The organism is Rhodococcus sp. DMU1, assembly GCF_012272955.1.
Taxonomy (GTDB): domain Bacteria; phylum Actinomycetota; class Actinomycetes; order Mycobacteriales; family Mycobacteriaceae; genus Rhodococcus; species Rhodococcus aetherivorans.
In genome coordinates, this window is sequence record NZ_CP050952.1 from 2,790,792 (window position 1) to 2,812,707 (window position 21,916).

The window sequence follows — 21,916 nt, forward strand, 5'->3', positions numbered from 1 at the left end:
AACGCCCCGCCCACCGGCGGGTGGGCGGGGCGTTGGGAGACGCGCAGGATCAGTCCGAGCGGACGGCGGTCAGCGTCGTCGGCGCCGCCGGTGGTCCGTCGGGTCCGCCGCCGTCCACCCCGGCCGCGGCGATCTCGTCGAGGGTCGCCAGGCCGGTCTCGTCGATGGTGCCGAACACGGTGTACTGCGGCGGCAGGATCGAATCGCCGTAGACCAGGAAGAACTGGCTGCCGTTCGTGCCGGGGCCGGCATTGGCCATCGCGAGCGTGCCCCGTGGGTAGATCATCGGATTCTGCGCCTGCGGATCTCCGGCCGCGTACTGGTCGGTGGGGAACTCGTTGGCGAACTCGTAGCCCGGTCCGCCGGTACCCGTGGCGGTGGGGTCGCCGCACTGCAGCACCGACAGCGTCGGGTCGGTCGTCAACCGGTGGCAGTCGGTGTCGTCGAAATACCCCTGGGAGGCCAGCGACAGGAAGCTGCCGACGGTGCACGGGGACAGCTCGCCCCGCAGGGCCAGCCCGATGTCGCCCTGGGTGGTCGCCACGGTGACGTCGGTGTCGGTGGTGGGGACGGCCTCGGCGCGCGGCGGCTGCACCGGCTTCGCGGCCGGTCGTCCGTCGGACGGGTACGCGCAGCTCACCGTAGCGGGCAGCGGCTCGGCCCGCTGGGCGGGCAGGGCCGGGAAGTCGGACAGCGACGGTGCGGACGTCGGTGCCGAGGCCGCGGTGTTCGACGTGGACGTCGCGGACCCGTCGTCCGGGTCGCCGGAGCAGGCGGTGAGCAGCAGCGCCACACCGACCCCGGCCACGGCCGCCCGGGCAGCGCCGGATCGGGTACGGGTCATCAATCCATCCTCACACTGGTCAGGGAGATCGGCTGGGCCGGCGCGCCGTCCTGGCCGCCGCCCTCGACCCCGGCGGCGGCGACCGTGTCGAGGGTCGCCAGGCCGGTCTCGTCGATGGTGCCGAACACGGTGTACTGCGGCGGCAGGATCGAGTCGCCGTACACGAGGAAGAACTGGCTGCCGTTGGTGCCGGCGCCGGCGTTGGCCATCGCGACGGTGCCGCGCGGGTACGTCAGCGGCTGCGTGGCCGCCGGATCCTCGGGCGCGTACTGGTCGGTGGGGAACTCGTTGGCGAACTGGTAGCCGGGGCCGCCGGCGCCGGTGCCGGTCGGGTCGCCGCACTGCAGCACGGCGAGCGAGTCGGACGTGGTCAGGCGGTGGCAGGCGGTGTCGTCGAAGTACCCCTGCGACGCCAGGGACAGGAAGTTGTTGACCGTGCACGGGGAGGTGTCGTTGTGCAGGACCAGGCCGATGTTGCCCTGGGTGGTCTCCACACTGACGCTGATGTCGGTATTGCCCTCGCCGGTGGTGAGGATGCCGTCGGTGCGCGGCGGCTGCACCGGCCTGGCCGGTTCGCCGCCGGGCGGGTACGCACAGTTCACCGATTCGGGCAGCGGTTCCGACCGGCCCGCGGGCAGCGCCGCGAACTCGGTCTGCGCCGGGTCGGTCGTCTCCGACGCCGCGGTGGAGGCGGCGTCGTCGCCGCCGCGGCCGAGCACCCAGATGCCGACGCCCGCCGCGACGACCGCGGCCACACCGAGCGCCGACAGACCGATGGTCAGCTGGCGGCGCTTGCGCGCCCGCTGCGCCCGCCGTTCGAGTTGCCGCTCGAGTTTGCGTTTGGCGGCCTGGCGCCGCTGTGCGTTGCTCGGCACTGCAGTAGTCCTCCCGTAACCGATCGTCGTTGCCGGTCCCAGCGTCGCCGCTGGAACCCGGCTCGAGCCGGATCGAGTCTGCCACCCCAACCTGAGAACCGGGCGACGGGGAGCCCGGCCTAGGCTGTAGGGGCCACGCGAAGGCCCACACCGTAGGAGCGATGCCCGTGCTCGTCACCGGATTCCCCGCCGGGATGTTCCAGACCAACTGCTACATCCTCGCGCAGGACGACGCGAAGGAATGCGTCGTCGTCGACCCCGGGCAGGATGCCGCCGAGCCCCTCGCCGACTTTCTCACCCGGTCCGGACTGACGCCGCGCGCGGTGCTGCTCACCCACGGGCACCTCGACCACATCTGGTCGGCGCAGGCCGTCGCCGACCGCTACGACATCCCGGCCTATATCCATCCGGACGACCGCTACATGCTGACCGATCCCGGGCGCGGCATCGGCCCGACGTTGAAGCCGTTCCTCGAGGGCGCCGAATTCGCCGAGCCGCGGACCGTGATCGAACTGGCCGACGGGGACGAGATCGAGCACGCCGGCATCCGGTTCGCCGTCGATCACACCCCGGGGCACACCCAGGGCTCGGTGGTGCTGCGCACCCACGCGACGACCCCCGACGGCGACGACGTCGAGATCGCCCTCACCGGCGACACCCTGTTCCAGGGGTCGATCGGCCGCACCGACCTGCCGGGTGGCAACCACGAACAGCTGCTCGCGTCGATCGCGGCGAAACTGCTCGTGCGCGACGACGCCACCGCGATCCTGCCCGGCCACGGCCCGTCCAGCACCATCGGCCAGGAGCGGGTGTCGAACCCGTTCCTGGTGGGGCTGGCCGGCTCCCGCTGACCCGGCCCGGGCCGGCCCGCCTCCGATCCACCGACGAGAGAAAGCAGCGACAGTTGAGCAAGCCCTCCACGTTCTCGGCGCCCAAGGGTGTACCCGATTACGTCCCCCCGCAGTCCGCGGAGTTCGTCGCCGTGCGCGACGGGCTGACCCGCGCGGCGCGGCTGGCCGGCTACGGGCACATCGAGCTGCCGATCTTCGAGGACACCGGACTGTTCGCGCGCGGCGTCGGCGAGTCCACCGACGTCGTCAGCAAAGAGATGTACACGTTCGCCGACCGCGGCGACCGGTCCGTCACGCTGCGCCCGGAGGGCACCGCGGGTGTGATGCGGGCGGTGATCGAGCACGGCCTCGACCGTGGCCAGCTGCCCGTCAAGCTGAGCTACTCGGGCCCGTTCTTCCGGTACGAGCGCCCCCAGGCCGGCCGGTACCGCCAGCTGCAGCAGGTGGGCGTCGAGGCGATCGGCGTCGACGATCCGGCCCTCGACGCCGAGGTCATCGCCGTCGCCGACGCCGGATTCCGCAGCCTGGGCCTCGAGGGGTTCCGCCTCGAGATCACGTCCCTCGGCGACGAGACGTGCCGCCCGCAGTACCGGGAGTTGTTGCAGCAGTTCCTGTTCAAGCTGGACCTGGACGAGGAGACCCGCCGCCGCGCCGAGATCAACCCGTTGCGGGTGCTCGACGACAAACGCCCCCACGTGCGGGAGATGACGGCCGACGCGCCGCTCATGCTCGACCACCTTTCCGACACGGCCAAGGCGCACTTCGACGAGGTGCTGTCGCATCTCGACGCGCTCGGCGTGCCGTACACGATCAACCCGCGCATGGTGCGCGGCCTCGACTACTACACGAAGACGACGTTCGAATTCGTCCACGACGGGCTCGGCGCCCAGTCCGGGATCGGTGGCGGCGGCCGCTACGACGGCCTGATGGCGCAGCTCGGCGGCCAGCCGCTCTCCGGTATCGGCTTCGGGCTCGGCGTCGACCGCACGGTCCTCGCGCTCGCCGCCGAGGGCAGGACCGCGGGCAGCCCCGCCCGCTGCGAGGTGTTCTGCGTGCCGATGGGCGAGGCCGCCAAGTCGACGCTGGTGCCGATCGCCCACCGGCTGCGCGCCGCCGGCATCCGCGTGGACCTGGCGTACGGCGGTCGCGGCGTCAAGGGCGCGATGAAGGCCGCCGACCGTTCCGGTGCCGTGGTCGCGCTCGTGCTGGGGGAGCGCGAACTCGAGGCCGGCGAGATCGTCGTCAAGGACCTGCGCACCGGCGAACAGCACACCGTGCCGCTCGACGGCGTGGTCGCCCGGGTCGGGGACGTCGTTGCCCGCACCTGACCCGTCGGCCCGTCCCGCGCCGACCCGTCTGGACCTGATCCCCACGCGGGTGCTCGCGCCCCGCGCCGGGAGAGTCGCGGTGTTCTCCCTCCTGATCGGCGTGGTGGCCGGTCTGCTGGTGTACCTGGTGTCCAGCCCGCTGGTTGCGGTCGTGTTCGGTGTGCTCGTCGGGGTGCCGCCCGCGGTGGGCGCCCTGGCGGTGCTGCGCCGGCACCGCTGGATCGACGGCACCACGGTCACCGCGAAGGGGGCGCTGCGCACCCGGCGGGTGGAGCTGCGCAACCTCGCCGGGGTCGAGCTGGTGGTGTCGGCGCTGCGGGTGAGTCAGGTGGTGTTGCGGCTCAACGACGGGGATCGGCTCGTGTCGGTTCCGCTGGCGTTGTACGCGAACGGCGGCTGCCGAGAGCTCGACGTACTGGCGTTGCGCCGACTCGCCGACGCGCTGGCGGCGAGCGAGCTGGCCTCGGCCGCCGCGATGTCGTCGGTGCTGGTGGAGCAGCTGCGGGCGGAGGCCCGCGACGCCGGGCTCGAGCAGCGGCCGCTGTACCGGGCGGTGCTGCTGGCCCGTGACGCCGGGCGCGTGCCGCAGACCACGCTCACCGACCACGAGGTGGCCTCGCTCGTCGAGTGAGCGCAGACCGATTGGGCTGTGGGTACCCCGGGTATGCGGGGCGCATGATCTCGCTGCACTCGGTGTTCTCCGGGCCGTTCCGAGCCGCCTCCGCGCTGCGCGGGGCGCGGGTGTTCCATCCGCACGGGGTGCTCTTCCGGGGCGTCGCGGAACTGGATTCGCGGTGGTGGCCGGTTCCGTCCCCGGCGCGGGTGCCGGTCACCGCGCGGCTGTCCGGCGCCGTGGGCACGCCCGACGGCGTGCCCGACATCCTGGGTCTGGCGTTGCGGTTCTCCCTCGAGGACGGCCCGTGGGACATCCTGCTCGCCACCCTGCACGTGCCCACCAGGGCGGTCCTGCTGCCGGCCCGGGGCTGGTCGACCGCGCGGTACGGCTCCCTGATGGCCTATCGCACGAATGTCGACCTCGCGCCGCGGTGGATCTTCGCGTTCCCGGAGGGCGACCAGCCGTCCTCGACGTCCGTCCTGGAACTGGCCCGGCACGGCGTCCCGTTGCTGTTCTCGTTGCACGTGGCCTCGGCCCGAGGGCCGCTCGTGCCGGCCGGCCGCGTCACGCTCGAGTCCGCGGTGCCCGCCTCCGACGAGGCCCAGCCGTCGTTCGATCCGGTGCTCAACCACCCGGCGGCCGTCGAGCTGTGGCCGCGCTGGCTCGTGCCGTTCCGCCGCGACGCATACCGCGGCAGCCGCTCGGGACGCGGGGCATCCGACGCGTCCGCGCGGAGCGGTTTCCTCGACACCGCCGGAACGTAGTAGCCGGGGGTGCAGAGCAACTCTGCACCCCCGGCCTTCGTGGGCCGGACCGGAGCCGGTCCGGCGACGCGTCAGCTCACGACGGCGTCGATCGTCTTCTTCAGGGCCGAGGGCTGCGCGGGGGAGTGCGGGGCCTTCTCCTTCAGCTCGAGCATCCGCGCCCCGATCTCCTGTAGCTGCTTACGGCCGAGTGCCTCCCGCACCTTCGGGAACCACTCCTCTTCCTCCTCCTCGATGTGGTGCTCGACGTTCTCGATGAGGACGGTCGTCTTCGCGTCGAACCGCTCGGCGTCGGGTTTCATCCCCGCCAGTTCCGTCACGAGGACGTCCGCGACGTGGTGTTCCTCGAACGATTCGAGGATGTCCGATTCGAGGTCGGGCAGCAGCGCGCGCACCTCGGGGTACATGCCCTCGTTCTCGATGTAGGTGTGCACCGTCAGCAGTTCGATGATCCGGCCGACGATCCGGCCCTTCTCGTCGCCGTTGTCCGCTCCGCGGAACTCGCGGAACAGCTTCCGGATCTCCTTGTGGTCTTCCTTCAACAACACGATCGCGTCAGTGGACACCAGGCCTCCCGCCGAAGTGGTTCTCGAATCCCCGCCGTCGTGAGGGGCGTGCGCTCCAGATACCCCGGCGGGAGCCCGATTACACCGATCCGTCCGATTCAGGTGCTCGGCGGTGTCCGCTCGGCGGTGTCCCGGACGTGGGGCTCCTCGGCCACCTCGGCGGCGTGGCGCCGGCCGACGCCGACGTGCGCCTCCGCCCGCATGGTCTCCACCATGTGCGGGTAGTGCAGCTCGAACGCCGGGCGCTCGGAGCGGATGCGTGGCAGCTCGTAGAAGTTGTGCCGCGGCGGCGGGCAGGTGGTGGCCCACTCGAGGGAGTTGCCGTAACCCCACGGGTCGTCGACGATCACGACCTGCCCGTACCGGTAGCTCTTGAACACGTTCCACAGGAACGGCAGGGTCGACACGCCGAGGGTGAAGGCCCCGATTGTGGAGATGGTGTTGAGGGTGGTGAACCCGTCCGACGGCAGGTAGTCGGCGTAGCGGCGCGGCATGCCCTCGTTGCCCAGCCAGTGCTGCACCAGGAACGTGGTGTGGAAGCCGAGGAAGGTCAGCCAGAAGTGCCACTTGCCGAGACGCTCGTCCATCAGTCGACCGGTCATCTTCGGGAACCAGAAGTAGATGCCCGCGTAGGTGGCGAACACGATGGTGCCGAAGAGCACGTAGTGGAAGTGCGCGACGACGAAGTAGGAGTCGTGGACGTGGAAGTCCAGCGGCGGGCTGGCGAGGACCACGCCGGTCAGGCCGCCGAACAGGAAGGTGATGATGAAGCCCACTGCGAACAGCATCGGGGTCTCGAACGTCACCTGCCCCCGCCACATGGTGCCGATCCAGTTGAAGAATTTCACGCCGGTGGGCACCGCGATCAGGAACGTCATGAACGAGAAGTACGGCAGCAGCACGGCGCCGGTGGCGTACATGTGGTGCGCCCACACGGCCATCGACAGGGCACCGATCGCCAGGGTCGCATAGACCAGGCCGGTGTAGCCGAAGATCGGCTTACGCGAGAACACCGGGATGACCTCGGAGATGATGCCGAAGAACGGCAGCGCGATGACATACACCTCGGGGTGGCCGAAGAACCAGAACAGGTGCTGGTAGAGCAACACCCCGCCGTTGGCCGGGTCGTAGATGTTGCCGCCGAGCACGCGATCGACCAGCACTCCCATGAACGCGGCGGTCAGCAGCGGGAAGATCAGCAGGATCAGGATCATCGTGATGAAGATGTTCCAGGTGAAGATCGGCATCCGGAACATCGTCATACCGGGGGCACGCAGGCACACGACCGTGGTGATCATGTTGACCCCGCCGAGGATGGTGCCGAGACCGGCGACGGCCAGACCGGCGAACCACAGGTTTCCGCCGACACCGGGGCTGTGCAGGTCGTCCGCGAGCGGAACGTAGGAGGTCCACCCGAAGTCCGGGGCGCCACCCGGGGTGACGAGGGAGAAGGCCACGACGGAGGCGCCGAACAGGTACAGCCAGTAGCTGAACGCGTTCAGCCGGGGGAACGCGACGTCGGGCGCACCGATCTGCAGCGGCAGGATGTAGTTCGCGAACCCGAACACGATCGGGGTCGCGTACATCAGCAGCATGATGCCGCCGTGCATGGTGAACAGCTGGTTGTACTGCTCGTTGGATAGGAACTGCATGCCCGGGACGGCGAGTTCGCTGCGGATCAGCAGAGCCATCAGCCCGCCGATCAGGAAGAAGGCGAACGAGGTCACGATGTACATCAGCCCGAGCATCTTCGGGTCGGTCGTGGTGACCAGCTTGTAGAACGTCGAGCCCTTGGGCGCATACCGCGGCGGATACGGGCGAACAGCCTTCGTCTCGGTGACAACCATGGTGCCTCCTTGCGCCTCCCCCAGGGGCGGCGATGTCGCTGCGGCGCCGGGCGCTCCGCTCGGCCTGAGACGGCACCCCGGAACGACCGCGGCATCATGCGGTAGGTCGAGCGTAACCGGCACCGGCCGCGCGCGGGAGGTTTTGCGAGGCGGATTGTCGTCCGTCCGCGCGGAATTCGAGGGGTTTCCGGGAACAAATCCTTGCCCCGCTGTGTTGTGAGTGGTACAAGAAAGGTGTAGCGGCCAGCATAGATCGACCGCTCTCCTCAACCGGCACGAAGAGTCTGTGGAGGTGGAAACGATGTTGATGCGCACCGATCCGTTCCGCGAGCTCGACCGCTTCGCGCAGCAGGTTCTCGGCACGGCGGCCCGTCCCGCGGTGATGCCCATGGACGCCTGGCGTGAGGGCGACAAGTTCGTCGTCGAGTTCGATCTGCCCGGCGTCGCCGAGGATTCGCTCGACCTCGACGTCGAACGGAACGTGCTGACGGTGCACGCAGAGCGGCCGGCACGCGACCAGAGTCAGGAGATGGTGGCGGCCGAGCGCCCGCGCGGAGTGTTCAGCCGGCAGCTGTTCCTCGGCGAGAACCTCGACACCGACAACATCGAGGCGACGTACGACGCCGGCGTGCTGAGGCTGACGATCCCGGTCGCGGAGAAGGCCAAGCCGCGCAAGATCGAGATCGCGGTAGGCGACAAGAAGGCGATCGACGGCTGATCCGTCCGAGGCGTGTCCCCGGGAGACGACCATGGACGAACTCGACCTGATTGCCGAACCGCCCGTCGGGCAGCCGCCCACCGTCGACGGCGTGGACCTCGAGCTGCTCCTGCTCGATCTCGAGCTGGAGATGCTCGAGTGGCCCCGGCCGCGACGACCGGTGGCGGACCCGAGGTGCCGGACCGCCGCGGTCCGTCGTCCGCGGGGCGCGGCGCGCACCGCGGGACCGCCGGGTCGAGCCGGGACGCGGGCTCCGGGGGAAGTGGTTGCCACGCAGCGCTCTCCTCCGGTCCGTACCGGATCGGCCCGCCGAAGCCACGTAGTAGCGAAAGGACGGTGATACGACATCGCAGCAGAGTCGCCAGGCGTTGACGTGCGTGCCGCCCGCCCGGACGGCAGCTACGAGGCGTTGGGCGCGGCACCGGCCCGGAGCCGGTGACCGGGCAGCGCACCGCCGGTATTCGGCACACACAGTGCGGGCCGCACCCGATCATCGCCGACGCCCGGCCACCCGCCGTTCGTACCCATCCACGCGGCGGGTGGCCGGGCGTTCGCTCCTGTCACGCGCCGTCACGCCGTTCGGGCGTCGACAACGGAAGAGAAGGGCGGGGCCGTGTCCGGCAGGGAACCCGATCTCTACGCCGTGCTGGGCGTGCCCGGGTCTGCCGGGCAGGCGGAGATCACCGCGGCCTTCCGTCGCAAGCTCCGCGAGCACCACCCCGACCTCCGCAGCCCGGATGTCCCTTTCGGTCCGGATCCGGACGAGCAGCTGCGCAGGATCGTCGCGGCCTACGCCGTCCTGCGCGATCCGCACCGCCGCGCGGAGTACGACCGGCGCCGTGCCGACACGGCCCCCCGGCCCTCCGCGCGGACCGTCCGGGTGACCGTGCGTCGCTCGGACCCGCCCCCCGCGGCGGATCCGCCCATCCGGGCCGGACCCGTCCGTCGCCACCGGTGACGGCGCCGCGCGGGCGCTTCCCCCGAGCGAATGTATCGCTCACTCGATCAGTCCGACAGCATGGTTCATTCGCTCGCGTCAGGCGTACGAGGTTCGTACTTGCCTCCGTAGGCGAGGGCCAGCAGGGTGCGCGCCCCGTACACCAGGGCTCGTTCGTCCAGTTCGAAGTCGGGCTTGTGGAGATCGTGTCGCGGACTCGTCCCGTCCCAGACTCCCAATCGAGCCATGGCTCCCGGGACGTTCTCGAGATACCACGCGAAGTCCTCGCCGCCGCTGGACTGTCCCGCCTCGGCCAGATTCTCGAGGCCCACCACGGACTCGATCGCGGCGAGCATCTCGGCGGTTGCCTCGGCGTCGTTGACCACCGGCGGCACGCCCTGCACGTAGTCCAGTTCGTGGTCCACCGCGTAGGGCGCGAGCAGTTCCGCGACGCTGCGCCGCACCAGCGGCTCGACCGTCGCCCACGTCCGATGGGACGCGCTGCGCAGCGTGCCCACCAGTTCACCGGACTCGGGGATGGCGTTGCCGACGTGGCCGGCGTGGATCCGGCCCCATGTCAGCACGGTGGCGGTGCGGGCGTCGAGGCGCCGATCGAGCACCGACGCCAACCCGGTCACCAGCACGCCCGCCGCGTGGATCATGTCGCCGGTCAGGTGCGGGCGGGCCGAGTGGCCGCCGGGGGAGGACAACCGCACCGTGAGAACGGCCCCGGACGAGGTGATCGGCCCGGCGCGGGTGGCGAGCTTGCCCGCCTCGAGCTGGGGGGCGCAGTGCAGGGCGAAGATCCGGGACACCCCGGCGAGGCCACCCGCGGCGACGACCTCGAGGGCACCACCGGGGGTGGTCTCCTCGCCGGGCTGGAAGATCAACCGCACCCGCTGCGGGGGCGGATCCGCCGCGAGCACGGTGGCCGCCTCCAGCAGCATCGCGGTGTGGGCGTCGTGCCCGCACGCGTGACACACGCCCTCCACGGTCGACGCGTACGGCAACCCGGTGGTCTCGGTCAGCGGCAACGCGTCGAGGTCGGCCCGCAACCCGATGCATCCGGTGGTGTCCGGGCCGACGTCGCACCACAGACCGGTGCCGCCGGGCAGCGTCACCGGGTCCAGCCCGAGCGAGACGAGCTGATCGCGCACCAGCGCGGTGGTCCGGAACTCCGCGAACGACAGCTCCGGGTGGGCATGCAGGTCCCGTCGCCAGGCGACGAGGCGGTCGTGGTCGATCCTCATCCGTCGAGAACTCCGTCGGTTCGGTGACATCTACGGGCCGGCCGTACCGAGCCGGCTCGTCAGCCAGTTCACCATGGCCTCGGCGAGCACGTCCCTGTTCTCGCGTTTGACGATGTCGTGGCCCTCGTCGTCGAACAGGAGGAACTCGGCGATCCCACCCCGGTCGCGTACCGCGGCGACGATCTGCTCCGACTCGCTGACCGGCACGTTGGTGTCGTGCGCCCCGTGCACCACGAGCAGGGGTGCCCGCAGTTCCGCGATCCGATGGATGGGGGAGAGCTCGCGCAGCAGTTCCCGGTCGTGCACCGGATGCCCGTACTTGGGGTAGGCCGCCGCCGCGATCCACGGCTCGGTGTTGGCGTAGAAACTCTCGAGGTCGCTCATCCCGCAGATCGCTATCCCGGCGGCGAACAACTCGGCGTGGAAGGTCAGCGATGCCAGCGTCAGGTAGCCGCCGTACGATCTGCCCGCGCACGCCACCCGGGCGGGATCGGCGATGCCGTGGTCGACGAGGTACTGCACGCAGTCGGCCACGTCGTCGATCCCGGCGAACCGCCCGTAGCGGTCGTCGGCGTGCATGAAAGTCCGCCCGAAACCGCCGGACCCGCGCACGTTCGTCCCGAAGACCGTGAATCCCGCCGCCACGATCGCCGGGTAGTAGTCGCTGTATCCGGGCCGTTCCTGGGCTTCCGGTCCGCCGTGGAAGTACAGCAGCACCGGGCCCGGGCCGCCGCCCTGCGCCCGATACAGCCAACCCGAGAGCGGCGTCCCGTCCCCTGCCGGGAACTCGAGCAGCGTCGGCAGATCGTCGTCGTCCATCCGGGTCCGCGCGGCCTCCGCGGGGCCCCACTCCCCGGTCCGCGGATCGACGATCTCCACCGAAGGCGGCATTCCGGGACCCTGCACGGTCACCGCCAGCAGCGAGCCGTCCGCGCTGATGCTCAGTTCGGACGCCACCAGTCCGGGCAACCCGAGAGGGTCGTCGAGCGAGCCGTCCGCCAGGTGCAGGATCTGCAGCTGGCTCAGACCCTTGTGGTTCCACAGCAGGGCTACCGTGCTGTGGTCGTCGCTCACGGCGAACTCGTCGAGATCGCCGTCCTCCCGCTCGGCCAGCACCCGGTACGACACGCCCTCCGACGACACCGCCACGCCCAGCAGCCGCGCGAACTCCGCGCCGTTGTCGCTGCGCACCAGCGACCGCAGATATCTCTCCGGTTCGCCGTCGCTGGACGCCCACGGCGAACGAAGCTGGTCTACCATGCCGAGCAGCCGATGGTCGTCGAGAATGACCCCGGCGTCCGTGGTGGAACCGACGTCGTTGGGTAGCAGCGCAATCCGCGTGCCGTCCTCGTGCAGCAGCAGCAACTCCCGGTGGCCGCGCGGACCGACCCGCAGCAGCGCCGACCCCGCCCACGCGTCGACGAGGTGACCGCCGACGCGGCGATCGAGCACCACGGTGTCCTGGGTGTGCGGGTCCACCAGCCGGGATTCCGCCACCCCCTCCTCGTCGGTGGCGACCGTCGCCACCCGGTTCCCGTCCCACCCGACGAGTTCCGTCGACGAGTCCCCGGCCGACCCGAGGCGGCGGGCGCCGCGGTCGTCGGGGTCGGTGCTCACCACCCATACCTGGGTGCGCGTACCGGCGTCGGGCGCCACCTCGCACGCCAGCCAACGGCCGTCCGCCGAGTGCATGATCCGGGTGACCGGCCCGTCCACCGGCAACTCGACCCACCGCGCCGCGCTCGTGGCGCGGCCGGACAGGAACCGCTGCACCGCACGGGGATAGCCGCCGTCGTCGACGAGATGAGCGATCGCCGTGCCGTCCGGCGCGACCGACGCACCCGACGTGAAGCGGATGTGGCGCGGCTGTGCCGCCGCGGCGGTCGTCGCGGCATCCGGTGTTCGCGCCACCGAGGTCATCTCTGTCTCGCCGCTCACAGCTGTTCCATTTCCTGGAGCCACATTTCCAGCAGGGCCACCTGCCACAGGGCGTTCGCCCCGAGGGTGGTGCGATGCCGGTTCGGGTCGGCGAGCAGCGCGTCGAGTGCTTCGGGCCGGTACAGCCCGCGGTCGCGGGCGCTCCGGCTGTGCAACGCATCGCGCACCAGGGTCAGTACGTCCCCGTCGAGGTGCCGGATGCCCGGCACCGGGAAGTAGCCCTTGGTCCGGTCGATGATCTCCGCCGGCAGGTGCTTGCGGCTCGCCTCCTTGAGGACGCCCTTGCCGCCGGAGGCCAGCTTCAGTTCGGGCGGGCAGGTCGCGGCCAGTTCGACGAAGTCGTGGTCGAGGAACGGCACCCGCCCCTCGAGGCCCCACGCCATCGTCATCGTGTCGACCCGCTTGACCGGGTCTTCGATCAGCATGACCGTCGTGTCGAGACGCAGCGCCGCATCGACCGCCGTCGCCGCCCCCGCCGCGGCGTGCTGCTCGGCCAGGAACTCGCCACTCGCGTCGTGATCGAGGGAGTACCGAGGGTCGAGCAGCGCGACGATGTCGGCGTGGGTACGGTCGGCGAACACCTTCGCGTACGCCTCGGCGGACCGTTCCCGGGCCACCTCCGTCAGCGGCGGATACCAGTCGTAGCCGGCGAGGATCTCGTCGGCGCCCTGCCCGGACTGCACCACCTTCACCGACTTGCTCACCTCCTCCGACAGCAGGTAGAACGCCACGCAGTCGTGGCTGACCATCGGCTCGCTCATCGCCGCCACGGTCTTCGGCACCGCCGGCAACAGCCGGGACGAGTCGATGTGGATCTTGTGATGGACGGTGCCGAACCTCCGCGCCACGAGATCGGAGTAGACATACTCGTCCCCGGATTCGCCACCGGCCGGATCGAATCCGATGCTGAACGTGGCCAGGTCTCGCTGGCCCTGCTCCGCGAGCAACGCCACGACCAGGCTCGAGTCGATGCCTCCCGAGAGCAGCACCCCCACCGGCACGTCGGCGACCATTCGCCGGCTCACCGCGGTCCGCAGCGAATCCAGCAGTGCTTCCTGCCAATCCACGGCCGTCCACGTCGTCCGCGCGGGGTCCCGCGTGAATGCGGGCTCCCAATAGCGGTGCTCGGTGCTGCCACCGTCGGGCTCGATCACCCGCACGGTCGCCGGCGGCAGCTTCCGGATCCCCCGCAGCATCGTGTGCGGTGCGGGCACCACCGAGTGGAAGCTCAGGTAGTGGTGCAGCGCGACGCGATCGACGGTGGTGTCGACCTCGCCGGCGCGGAGCAACGCCGGCACGGTGGAGGCGAAGCGCAACCGTCCCGGGCCCTCCGCCAGATAGAGCGGCTTGATGCCGAGCCGGTCGCGGGCCAGGGTCACCGCGCCGGTGTCGGTGTCGTGCACGGCGAATGCGAACATGCCCTTGAAGTGCTGCACGCATTCCGCGCCCCAACGGTGGAAGCTCTTGAGCACCACCTCGCTGTCCGCCGTCGAGAAGAACCGGTAGCCGGCCCCCTCCAGTTCCGAGCGCAGCTCCCGGTAGTTGTAGATGCACCCGTTGAAGACCAGTGCCAACCCGAGCTCACTGTCGATCATCGGCTGGCTGCCGCGCGCCGACAGGTCGATGATCGTCAGCCGCCGATGCCCGAACGCCACCGATCCGCGCGCGTGGAGGCCGGCCGCATCGGGGCCCCGGGCGCTCATGGCGTCGGTCATCCGCCCGACCGCGGCCACGTCCGGGGGAGCCCCGTCGAAGCGCATCTCCCCACACACACCGCACATCGTGCTCTCCTTCCGGCTCACGCCCTCCGGTTATTCGTCGCTGCCCGCGCCGCGTGGGGGACCGAGCACCCAGGTGTCCTTCCCCCCGCCGCCCCGGGACGAATTGACGACCATGCTCCCGATGGGGGCCACCCGGGTCAGCGCCGCCGGAGCGACGTGGGCACGCACCGACGGCCCCTCGGCCCGAAGATGAACGAATGCGCGCAGGTCGATATGGTGCGGAAACAGGCCGCTCCCGTCGAACGTCGGATGCGTCGACAACGGCACGACCTCCTGCGCGACGTATCGCTCCGGGTGGGTGAGCAGGTCCCGACGCCGCTCCAGCAGTTCGTGTCGCGACGCTTCCGGGCCGATGGTGATTCCGGCGCCGCCGAACCCGTCGATCGGCTTGACCACCAGCTCCGCCAACCGGTCGAGGACGTAGTCGCGTTGCTCACGCTCGGCGCACACCCACGTGGGTACCTGCTCGAGGATCGGCTTCTCGCCGAGGTAGTACTCGATCATTGCCGGCACATACGAATAGACGGCCTTGTCGTCCCCGACCCCGTTCCCCAGGGCATTGGCGATCGTCACGTTGCCGGCCTGCAGCGCGGCCCGAAGCCCCCTGCGCAGCGGGTGCCCGTCGTGCCCGATCGAGGACAGCAGCATGTCCTCGTCGAGGCGGACGTACAGCACGTCCACTCGCGTGGCCTCGCGGCCCCGGTGTCGGTACACGACGTCGTCGCGTACCGACAGTTCCCCGGTCAGCACGAGGGGCAGTCCGGACTTCTCGGCGAGCAACCGGTGCTCGAACCATGCCGAGTCCTTCCACCCGGCGCTGAGCAGCGCCACGGAGACGTCCGGTCCCGCGGCCGCGGCGGGCGCCGCCGCCTGCAGCGTCTGCCGCGTCATCTCCGGCATCGAGTCCACGGACATCACGTCGGCCGGCATGCCGAGGGCCCCGAGGAACCGGGTCGTCATCGCGCGATGCGCCATCGCATACCCCACGCCCGACGGCACCCGCAGGTTGTCCTCGAGCACCACGAAGTCGCCCGGGCCCGTGCTGACGAGGTCGATCCCGCAGATGTGGGCGCGCACCGGGGGATTTGCTGCGGCGGCCCCGGTGGCCCGATAGCCCGGGGCACGGTCGAGCAACTCGGAGGGAATCACCCCGTCCCGCACCGCGGCCTGCTCGCCGTAGATGTCGCCGAGGAAGGCGTTGAGGGCCAGGGCGCGTTGCTGCAAACCCGGGACCAGGTGCGACCATTCGGTGTGCGGGACGATGCGCGGGACGATGTCCATGGGAAAGACCTGGGCACGGTCCTCGCCGCTCACCCGGAACGTCACGCCGTCGACGCTCTGTTCCCGGTCGATGGACTCCTGGATGCGGCGCAGTTCGGCCGCACCGACCCGCGCCACCGCGGCCAGGACCGCCTCGTACTCGCGACGTGGACGCCCGCCGACCTCGACGGCCTCGTCGTACCGGTCGTCCACGTCGCCCGCTCGCAGCGGAACGTAGCCATGGAGCAGGGTTGCACCGGGATCGGCGATCTCCGGCACCGCGCGCACGCGCCCCGCGGTTTCGTCGAGAAGCAGATCCACCACGTCGGTCAGGCGGCCCCGTCGGCGCAGCACCCGCCGCTGGCGGGCGGCCGAACTGCCGACCTGCAGGGCGGTCTCCGCGAGCTCCGACACCAGGGCCCAGTCGTCGTTCCCCTCGAGCTGGGGCCGGAGCGACCGGATCAGTCCGTCGACGATCTCCCGTGCCGGCCGCGGGGTGGCCGACCGCACGTCGACCAGAGGACCCTCTAGGCCGGAGCGCGAGGCGCGCCACATGGCGGCGCGCACCAGGGTCGGCGAGACGTCGAGCCCCGGGACACCGGCCCGAAGGTCGGTCACCTCCCGATCGACCAGGGCGCGGAACAGCCCGGCTATCAGCGTGATCGTGTCCACCGACGGGCAGCTGTCGCACACGCGCAGCTCGAGGGTCGGATACCGGTCCGACGGGCGGAGATCGAAGTACACCATGCCCGGGTCGGTGATCACGCCGGTCGAGACCAGGTTCGCGATGAGCTTGTCGTACTCGGCGGCCGACGACACCGGCGCGGCCGGCCCGGTACTCGGCCACCGGATCCACACCAGGTTGCGGACGCTGGCATATCCGGTGTCCGTGCCGTCGGCCCAGAACGGCGAGCTCGCGCTCAGGGCGAGGAAGATCGGCAGGAACGGGGCGACCCGATTGGCGACCTGCACCGCCTCGTCCCGGTCGGGAATGTCCACGTGCACCTGGGTGCCGCAGATCAGCTGCTCGCGGGCCAGGAGCTGGTAGTCGGCCAGCATGCGGCGATACCGCGGCGTCTCGGTGACCTGCATCTCCGCGGGCACGGCCAGGGGGACCGCGCCCGCGGCGGCGATGCCGAGGCCGAGCTCGGCGGCGGTGTCGACGAGAACGGACCGGCGGTGCACCAGATCTGCGCGGAGACCCGCGAGATCCGGAAACACGCCGCTGTTGACCTCGACGACGCAGCGCTGCAGTTCCTCGACGTAGACGTCGCCGGGCAGGCGCGCGAGCAGTTCCGGGGCGCGCGGCGTGAGACGCCGGGTCTTCGCGTCGATGAGGTGGAATTCCTCCTCGACACCAAGCTTGCGGGCACCGCCACCGAACATGCGTTTACACGCTACGCGGCCCGGATCGTCCTCGCAGAAGGAAACCGCGGGTCACGGACACCAGCGTGGCCCTCGACCGTGTCCCCGCCCCGCGCCGGGGCGGGGGACTCGGAATCACCAGTCGTCGCCGGCCCCGATCACCGGGGGGGTCGCCGGCGGCACCTCGCCGATCACGGCAGTGGTGTTCGCCGCGGTCACCAGGATCGTCGGACGCGCCCGTCGCGGAGCGTCCTCGTCGGCGCGTCCGGTGCCCGGGACGGCGGCGGGGAGCGGATGACGTGCGGCCGCAGCTGCGGCCGTCACCGGAGCGGACGTGGGCGGTCGCGGGCCCGACGGCGTGCCGGCGAGACCCCCGCCCGCGGTCCCCAGCGCCACGGCGCCTCCCGCGCCCAGCGCCACGGCGCTTCCGGCGCCCAGTGCAACGGCGCCGGTGCTCACCGGTGCGGTCGCGGCGGTCATCGTGGGGCCGGCGGTGACGGTGCCACCCCCGAACGCCGCGGCGTGCGTCTGCGCGGGAAGGCCGTCGGACACACCGACCGCGCCGGCGACGGTGTCCACGGCTCCCGTGGCCGCCGCTGCGACGTCGGCCGGAGCCGGCAGGCAGGGCGCGGCGACGGGGGCGGGCACGGCGATGGGTGCGGCGAGGGCGTTCATCGCCGTGGTGTAGCCGAGAAGCTCACCGCGGGTGCGCGCGACCACCGCCAGTGCCGCGGATACATGCTCGGCGGCGGCGGTGAGCAGCGCGATCTGACCCGGCGGCGTCAGCGCGACGGGCGCGGTCGCGGTGGCGAAGGCCAGGAAGGACTGGGCGATCCCGCCGAGTTCGACGTTGCCCCGCTCGACACTCGCGGTGGCGGCGCGCGTGACGGCCCCGATTTCGTCGCCCCGTTCGCTCAGCTCGACCGCGGTGACCTGGGCCTGGCGACCCTTGTCGAGCGCCGCCTCGGCGGGTGCGCCCGCCCACGAGTCCGGCAGCGCGTGCAGTGCCGTGCGGGCCAGCGACGCCGCGCCGTCGAGCATCCGCGACGACTGCTGCAGGACCGCCGACGGATCGAGCGCGTCGACGATGCCGGTACCGAACAGGTCGCCGAGGTCGCGCAGTGGACGCAGCATTTCGTCGATTCCCGGCACTGCCGGAACCGGAAGAGACTGCAGCACTTCGGTTATCGCGTCGAGCTCGGGTTCGGGCAACCACGTCGGCGGGGCCGGTGGCGGCGCGGGCAGCGGCAGGTCGAGGACCGGGCCGGCGGGGGACGCGCGCAGCGCGTCGAGGACGGTGGGCGAGGCGACCGGCGTCTCCTGTGCGATCACCGCGCGCCCCCGAGTCCCGCGGCGACCGCGGCGTCGAGCGCCTCGTACCGGGCGGCGGCGTCGTGCGCGGCGACACCGCCGGACGCGTAGACGTATGCCAGCTGCGCGACGGTGCGGGTGTGCGCACCCTGTGTGACGGCGAACGCCGCGACGAAGTCCGCGCCGATCAGGCCCATGGCGGGGCTCAGCGACGAGACGTTGGCCTGCAGATCCATCGCGCCCGCGCTGGCGACCTCCTCCGCGGCGCGCAGGGATGTGCTGCCGAAGGCCCGGACCCCGTCGGGTACGACACGGACGCCGCCTCCCGTCGAGAACGAACCGACAGCGTCGAGTAAACCGCTCATGATGACCCCCCAATCAGATTCGCGTGGGCAGCACTCTAACTCGAGTCGGCGACACGGGCGACGAGCGTGCGGGCGACGTCGCGCACGGGCTCTGCGGGCGCGGTGAATCCGAGCACGCGCAGCGCCGCCTCCGCCAGCACGTCGGGCAGGTCGGCGACGGCGTCCGTGCCCCGGTCCGCGCGGATGTTGATGGCGGATTCGACCAGCCGGAACGGCAGATCGGCGCGCGGGTCGTCGGCGTCCGCGCCGGCGCCGAGGGGGTCGAGGACGGCGACCGTGAGCCGCCGGTAGCACTCGCGCAGACCGGTCCGGGCGGTGTGGAACTGTGCGAAGCGCTCGGTGCGCACCTCCGGAAGCAGGTACAGCGCACCGAGATTCCAGCGTCCCGCGACGAGCTGCGCGGTGTCGAACAGCGCCAGGGCGTACAGCCGCGCCTCGGCGGGCGCGTCGTCGCCGAGGCGCTCGCAGAACGACAGGGTGGGGGCGACGGTCTGCTCGAGCAGCGCCGCGAGGATGTCGTCCTTGGTGGCGAAGTGGTTGTACAGGGAGGCCTGCCGGACGCCGACCGCCTCGGCCACGAGCCGCGTCGAGGTCGACGCGAATCCACGTGTGGTGAACAGTTCTGCTGCGGCGTCGAGAATTTCGGCGCGCGCGGTGGAACCGGGCCGGCGTGGCCGGTGCAGTCGGGGGCGTCCGGGACGGGCGTGGGTCACGTCCTCGACGATGGCACAGATCGGACGGTGACAGCGCCCCGGGCGGGCGGTGAGCAGACCGTCACACGGAGGAAACGTCGGTCACGAACTCGTTACGCCGCGGTCATTCGGACAAGACGTGACCTCGCGAAAACTGTCACTCGACAGTTTTTCGACGGTCACCCGGCCGCCGCCACCGCGCACAGAAACGGACACCGCCATGAGCCTGACGCTCACCCGGCCGGCTGCCGCTGCACCGACCGCCTCGCACCACGACGCGGGCGACCTGGGCGAATTCGGCTACCAGCAGCAGCTGCACCGCAACCTCGGCAAGTTCGCCTCCTTCGCCGCCGGCTTCTCGTTCGTCTCCATCCTGACGACCATCTTCCAGCTGTTCGGCCTCGGCTTCGGCTTCGGCGGCCCCGCCTTCTTCTGGACGTGGGTGGTGGTCTTCGCCGGTCAGTTCATGGTCGCCCTGAACTTCGCCGAACTCGCGGCGCGCTACCCGATCTCCGGGGCGATCTATCAATGGGCCCGCCGGATGGGCGGCGAGGTGGTCGGCTGGTTCGCCGGCTGGTTCATGATCCTCGCCCAGATGGTCACCGCCTCGGCCGCCGCGATCGCCCTGCAGGTGGTCCTGCCGAACATCTGGAGCGGATTCCAGATCATCGGCGACGACCCGTCGCTGACCTCCTCCTCCGGCGCCGCCAATGCCGTCCTGCTCGGCTCGGTGCTGCTCGTGCTCACCACGATCATCAACAGCATCGGCGTGAACTGGATGTCGCGGATCAACAGCATCGGCGTCACCTGCGAGATCGTCGGTGTCGTCGCCGTGATCGGCATGTTCTTCACCCACGCCGTCCGCGGCCCGCAGGTCGTCCTCGACACCGGCGTCACCGGGGAGGCCCCCGGCTACGGCTGGGCGTGGATCGTCTCGGGCCTCATGGCCGCGTACGTCATGGTCGGCTTCGGCTCGGCCGGCGAACTCGCCGAGGAGACCCGCAACCCGCGGCGCGTCGCACCCCGCACCATCCGCCTCGCCCTGTCGGTCTCCGCCCTCGGCGGCGGCCTGATGATCCTCGGCGCCCTCATGGCCGCCCCCAGCCTCACCGACGGCCGCCTCGCCGCCGAGGGCCTGCCCTACGTGCTCGGCGCCATCCTGTCCTCACCGTGGGGCACGCTGCTCCTCGTCGACGTCGCCATCGCCGTGTTCATCTGCACCCTCGCCATCCAGACCGCCGCGTCGCGCCTGATCTTCTCGATGGCCCGCGACGAGCGCCTGCCCGCGTCGAAGATCCTGTCGCACGTCAACGCCCGCACCGGCACTCCCATCGCGCCGGCCGTGCTGATCGGCGTGGTGTGCATCGGCATCCTCGCGGTCAACATGGGCAACAGCGCGATCTTCGCGACCCTGTCGAGCGTGTGCATCGTGCTCATCTACCTCGCGTACCTGATGGTCACCGTGCCCCTGCTGCTGCGCCGGCTGCGCGGTTGGCCGCACGACGGCACGGCGACCGACGCCGACGGCGACCCGCTGTTCTCCCTCGGCCGATGGGGTCTGCCCGTCAACGCCCTCGCCGTCGCGTACGGCCTGCTGATGGTGATCAACCTGTCCTGGCCGCGCGCCGAGATCTTCAACCCGGACGGCACCATGCCGCTGCTGCAGTGGGCCGCGCCGCTCACCGTCGCCGCCGTCGTCGCCCTGGGCGCCCTGTGCTTCCCGCGCCGCGCCGCGCACCCGAACCCCGTCACGATCGGAGCCTGAGATGACCGGCGTCCTCGACACCGCTACCACCCACGCCGCCAAGGCGCACGCCCGCGCGCAGGCCGGCACCGTCACCGACGGCATGCCCACCGTGCCCGCCACCGCGTACCCCACCCCGCCCGGCGGCCGCACCGCCGCCATGACCTGGGCGGAGACCGTGCCCGGCGGCCGTTACACCGCCAAGGTCCTCGCTCGCGGCACCCGGCTGCGGCTGCGTGACATCGACGGCGCCGCCTGCGCCCACCTGCTGCTCTTCCGCGCCGACGCCCCGCACGAGCGGCTCAACGTCGCCGACACCGTCAAGGTGCCGTGGCAGGCCTACCTCGGCGTCGGGCACCCGCTGCTGTCGGACCAGGGCCGGGTGCTCGCCACCGTCGTCGCCGACACCTCCGGCCGCCACGACGCCCTGTGCGGCACCACGAACCTCGCCGGGAACACGGCGAAATACGGGGCGGGCAGCCTGCATTCGCACGCCCCCGCCGGGCGGGAGCTGTTCACCGTCGCCGCCGCGAAGCACGGCCTCGCCCCGCGCGACCTGCCGCCGTCCCTCTCGTTCTTCCACGGCGTGCGCGTCGCGGCCGACGGGGCCCTGACCAGCACCGGCACCGCCGGCGCCGGAGCCTGCGTCGAGCTGCTGATCCACCTGCCGGTGATCGCACTCATCGCCAACACCGCCCACCCCCTCGACCCGGCACCCGGGTTCCCCACCACCACCCTCGAGGTGCTCGCCTGGCACGCCCCGCGTGACCTCGACACTCTGCCGAACACGGACCCCGAATACCGGCGCGCCGTCCTCAACACCGAGGACGCCTGGACTGCCGCCACCGGAACGGAGCGCTGATC

General features: G+C 71.2%; 20 protein-coding genes. 9 read left to right on the forward strand and 11 right to left on the reverse strand.

Annotation, left to right across the window (positions count from 1 at the left end):
• Positions 1-49 precede the first annotated feature (49 nt).
• Both HFP48_RS13110 and HFP48_RS13115 read right to left on the reverse strand, forming a co-directional pair.
• The gene (locus HFP48_RS13110; protein ID WP_050035152.1) at positions 50-844 is read right to left on the reverse strand and encodes a peptidylprolyl isomerase; all 795 of its coding nucleotides are present in this window, start codon (positions 842-844) and stop codon (positions 50-52) included.
• Positions 844-1,719 carry a peptidylprolyl isomerase gene (locus HFP48_RS13115; protein ID WP_043798139.1) on the reverse strand — a complete coding sequence of 292 codons (876 nt, stop codon included), beginning with the start codon at positions 1,717-1,719 and terminating at the stop codon, positions 844-846. Before HFP48_RS13115 ends, HFP48_RS13110 begins: the two co-directional genes overlap by 1 nt.
• A 167-nt stretch (positions 1,720-1,886) precedes the next feature.
• Between HFP48_RS13115 and HFP48_RS13120 the strand changes: the two genes are divergently transcribed.
• From HFP48_RS13120 to HFP48_RS13135, 4 genes are read left to right on the forward strand one after another with little or no spacing between them, the layout of a single operon-like run.
• Positions 1,887-2,570 carry an MBL fold metallo-hydrolase gene (locus HFP48_RS13120; protein WP_006940999.1) on the forward strand — a complete coding sequence of 228 codons (684 nt, stop codon included), beginning with the start codon at positions 1,887-1,889 and terminating at the stop codon, positions 2,568-2,570.
• Between the two features lie 53 nt (positions 2,571-2,623).
• Positions 2,624-3,898: a histidine--tRNA ligase gene (hisS, locus tag HFP48_RS13125; RefSeq protein ID WP_168579593.1), complete on the forward strand. Its 1,275-nt coding sequence runs from the start codon at positions 2,624-2,626 to the stop codon at positions 3,896-3,898.
• A 49-nt stretch (positions 3,899-3,947) separates the two neighbouring features.
• Complete coding sequence (locus HFP48_RS13130; protein WP_043798132.1) at positions 3,948-4,529, forward strand: hypothetical protein; 582 nt, start codon at positions 3,948-3,950, stop codon at positions 4,527-4,529.
• A 44-nt stretch (positions 4,530-4,573) separates the two neighbouring features.
• Positions 4,574-5,278 (forward strand): phosphodiesterase, encoded by a 705-nt coding sequence (locus HFP48_RS13135; RefSeq protein WP_168579594.1) that lies wholly within the window; start codon positions 4,574-4,576, stop codon positions 5,276-5,278.
• A gap of 71 nt (positions 5,279-5,349) precedes the next feature.
• On the opposite strand, the gene HFP48_RS13140 is transcribed toward HFP48_RS13135, so the two are convergent.
• The gene (locus tag HFP48_RS13140) at positions 5,350-5,844 is read right to left on the reverse strand and encodes a hemerythrin domain-containing protein (protein WP_168579595.1); all 495 of its coding nucleotides are present in this window, start codon (positions 5,842-5,844) and stop codon (positions 5,350-5,352) included.
• Positions 5,845-5,942: 98 nt separating this feature from the next.
• A complete protein-coding gene (gene ctaD / locus HFP48_RS13145) occupies positions 5,943-7,691 on the reverse strand; it encodes a cytochrome c oxidase subunit I (RefSeq protein WP_168579596.1) in 1,749 nt (582 codons plus the stop codon).
• Between the two features lie 301 nt (positions 7,692-7,992).
• Between ctaD and HFP48_RS13150 the strand changes: the two genes are divergently transcribed.
• The 3 genes from HFP48_RS13150 (at position 7,993) to HFP48_RS13160 (ending at position 9,367) form a co-directional block, all read left to right on the forward strand.
• Positions 7,993-8,409: an HSP20 family small heat-shock protein gene (locus HFP48_RS13150; protein ID WP_029543498.1), complete on the forward strand. Its 417-nt coding sequence runs from the start codon at positions 7,993-7,995 to the stop codon at positions 8,407-8,409.
• Positions 8,410-8,440: 31 nt separating this feature from the next.
• The gene (locus tag HFP48_RS13155) at positions 8,441-8,749 is read left to right on the forward strand and encodes a hypothetical protein (RefSeq protein ID WP_072635180.1); all 309 of its coding nucleotides are present in this window, start codon (positions 8,441-8,443) and stop codon (positions 8,747-8,749) included.
• A gap of 273 nt (positions 8,750-9,022) precedes the next feature.
• On the forward strand, positions 9,023-9,367 hold the full coding sequence (locus HFP48_RS13160) for a J domain-containing protein (RefSeq protein WP_029543500.1): 345 nt from the start codon (positions 9,023-9,025) through the stop codon (positions 9,365-9,367).
• Between the two features lie 65 nt (positions 9,368-9,432).
• On the opposite strand, the gene HFP48_RS13165 is transcribed toward HFP48_RS13160, so the two are convergent.
• The 7 genes from HFP48_RS13165 to HFP48_RS13195 form a co-directional block, all read right to left on the reverse strand.
• On the reverse strand, positions 9,433-10,596 hold the full coding sequence (locus HFP48_RS13165; RefSeq protein WP_168579597.1) for an amidohydrolase: 1,164 nt from the start codon (positions 10,594-10,596) through the stop codon (positions 9,433-9,435).
• A gap of 30 nt (positions 10,597-10,626) precedes the next feature.
• Positions 10,627-12,516, reverse strand: a complete 1,890-nt coding sequence (locus tag HFP48_RS13170; RefSeq protein WP_168580568.1) for a prolyl oligopeptidase family serine peptidase — start codon at positions 12,514-12,516, stop codon at positions 10,627-10,629.
• A gap of 14 nt (positions 12,517-12,530) precedes the next feature.
• Positions 12,531-14,315 carry an N-acetylglutaminylglutamine amidotransferase gene (locus HFP48_RS13175; protein ID WP_043798243.1) on the reverse strand — a complete coding sequence of 595 codons (1,785 nt, stop codon included), beginning with the start codon at positions 14,313-14,315 and terminating at the stop codon, positions 12,531-12,533.
• Between the two features lie 30 nt (positions 14,316-14,345).
• Positions 14,346-16,961, reverse strand: a complete 2,616-nt coding sequence (locus tag HFP48_RS13180; RefSeq protein ID WP_168579598.1) for a carboxylate--amine ligase/circularly permuted type 2 ATP-grasp protein — start codon at positions 16,959-16,961, stop codon at positions 14,346-14,348.
• A 114-nt stretch (positions 16,962-17,075) separates the two neighbouring features.
• Positions 17,076-18,272, reverse strand: a complete 1,197-nt coding sequence (locus tag HFP48_RS13185; RefSeq protein WP_168579599.1) for a hypothetical protein — start codon at positions 18,270-18,272, stop codon at positions 17,076-17,078.
• The gene (locus tag HFP48_RS13190) at positions 18,269-18,616 is read right to left on the reverse strand and encodes a type VII secretion target (RefSeq protein WP_168579600.1); all 348 of its coding nucleotides are present in this window, start codon (positions 18,614-18,616) and stop codon (positions 18,269-18,271) included. The genes HFP48_RS13185 and HFP48_RS13190 overlap by 4 nt, the downstream gene beginning before the upstream one ends.
• Positions 18,617-18,651: 35 nt before the next feature.
• Positions 18,652-19,329: a TetR/AcrR family transcriptional regulator gene (locus HFP48_RS13195; RefSeq protein ID WP_050035159.1), complete on the reverse strand. Its 678-nt coding sequence runs from the start codon at positions 19,327-19,329 to the stop codon at positions 18,652-18,654.
• Between the two features lie 199 nt (positions 19,330-19,528).
• On the opposite strand from HFP48_RS13195, the gene HFP48_RS13200 reads away from it, so the two are divergent.
• Positions 19,529-21,073 carry an amino acid permease gene (locus HFP48_RS13200; RefSeq protein ID WP_044475565.1) on the forward strand — a complete coding sequence of 515 codons (1,545 nt, stop codon included), beginning with the start codon at positions 19,529-19,531 and terminating at the stop codon, positions 21,071-21,073.
• Position 21,074: 1 nt separating this feature from the next.
• Positions 21,075-21,914: an urea amidolyase associated protein UAAP1 gene (locus HFP48_RS13205; protein WP_168579601.1), complete on the forward strand. Its 840-nt coding sequence runs from the start codon at positions 21,075-21,077 to the stop codon at positions 21,912-21,914.
• Positions 21,915-21,916: the final 2 nt, after the last annotated feature.

Coding starts and splice junctions, on each gene's coding strand:
- HFP48_RS13110 (WP_050035152.1), bottom strand. CDS start 844: ATGACCCGTACCCGATCCGGCGCTGCCCGGGCGGCCGTGGCCGGGGTC.
- HFP48_RS13135 (WP_168579594.1), top strand. CDS start 4,574: ATGATCTCGCTGCACTCGGTGTTCTCCGGGCCGTTCCGAGCCGCCTCC.
- ctaD (WP_168579596.1), bottom strand. CDS start 7,691: ATGGTTGTCACCGAGACGAAGGCTGTTCGCCCGTATCCGCCGCGGTAT.
- HFP48_RS13150 (WP_029543498.1), top strand. CDS start 7,993: ATGTTGATGCGCACCGATCCGTTCCGCGAGCTCGACCGCTTCGCGCAG.
- HFP48_RS13155 (WP_072635180.1), top strand. CDS start 8,441: ATGGACGAACTCGACCTGATTGCCGAACCGCCCGTCGGGCAGCCGCCC.
- HFP48_RS13165 (WP_168579597.1), bottom strand. CDS start 10,596: ATGAGGATCGACCACGACCGCCTCGTCGCCTGGCGACGGGACCTGCAT.
- HFP48_RS13170 (WP_168580568.1), bottom strand. CDS start 12,516: ATGACCTCGGTGGCGCGAACACCGGATGCCGCGACGACCGCCGCGGCG.
- HFP48_RS13175 (WP_043798243.1), bottom strand. CDS start 14,315: ATGTGCGGTGTGTGTGGGGAGATGCGCTTCGACGGGGCTCCCCCGGAC.
- HFP48_RS13180 (WP_168579598.1), bottom strand. CDS start 16,961: ATGTTCGGTGGCGGTGCCCGCAAGCTTGGTGTCGAGGAGGAATTCCAC.
- HFP48_RS13190 (WP_168579600.1), bottom strand. CDS start 18,616: ATGAGCGGTTTACTCGACGCTGTCGGTTCGTTCTCGACGGGAGGCGGC.
- HFP48_RS13200 (WP_044475565.1), top strand. CDS start 19,529: ATGAGCCTGACGCTCACCCGGCCGGCTGCCGCTGCACCGACCGCCTCG.
- HFP48_RS13205 (WP_168579601.1), top strand. CDS start 21,075: ATGACCGGCGTCCTCGACACCGCTACCACCCACGCCGCCAAGGCGCAC.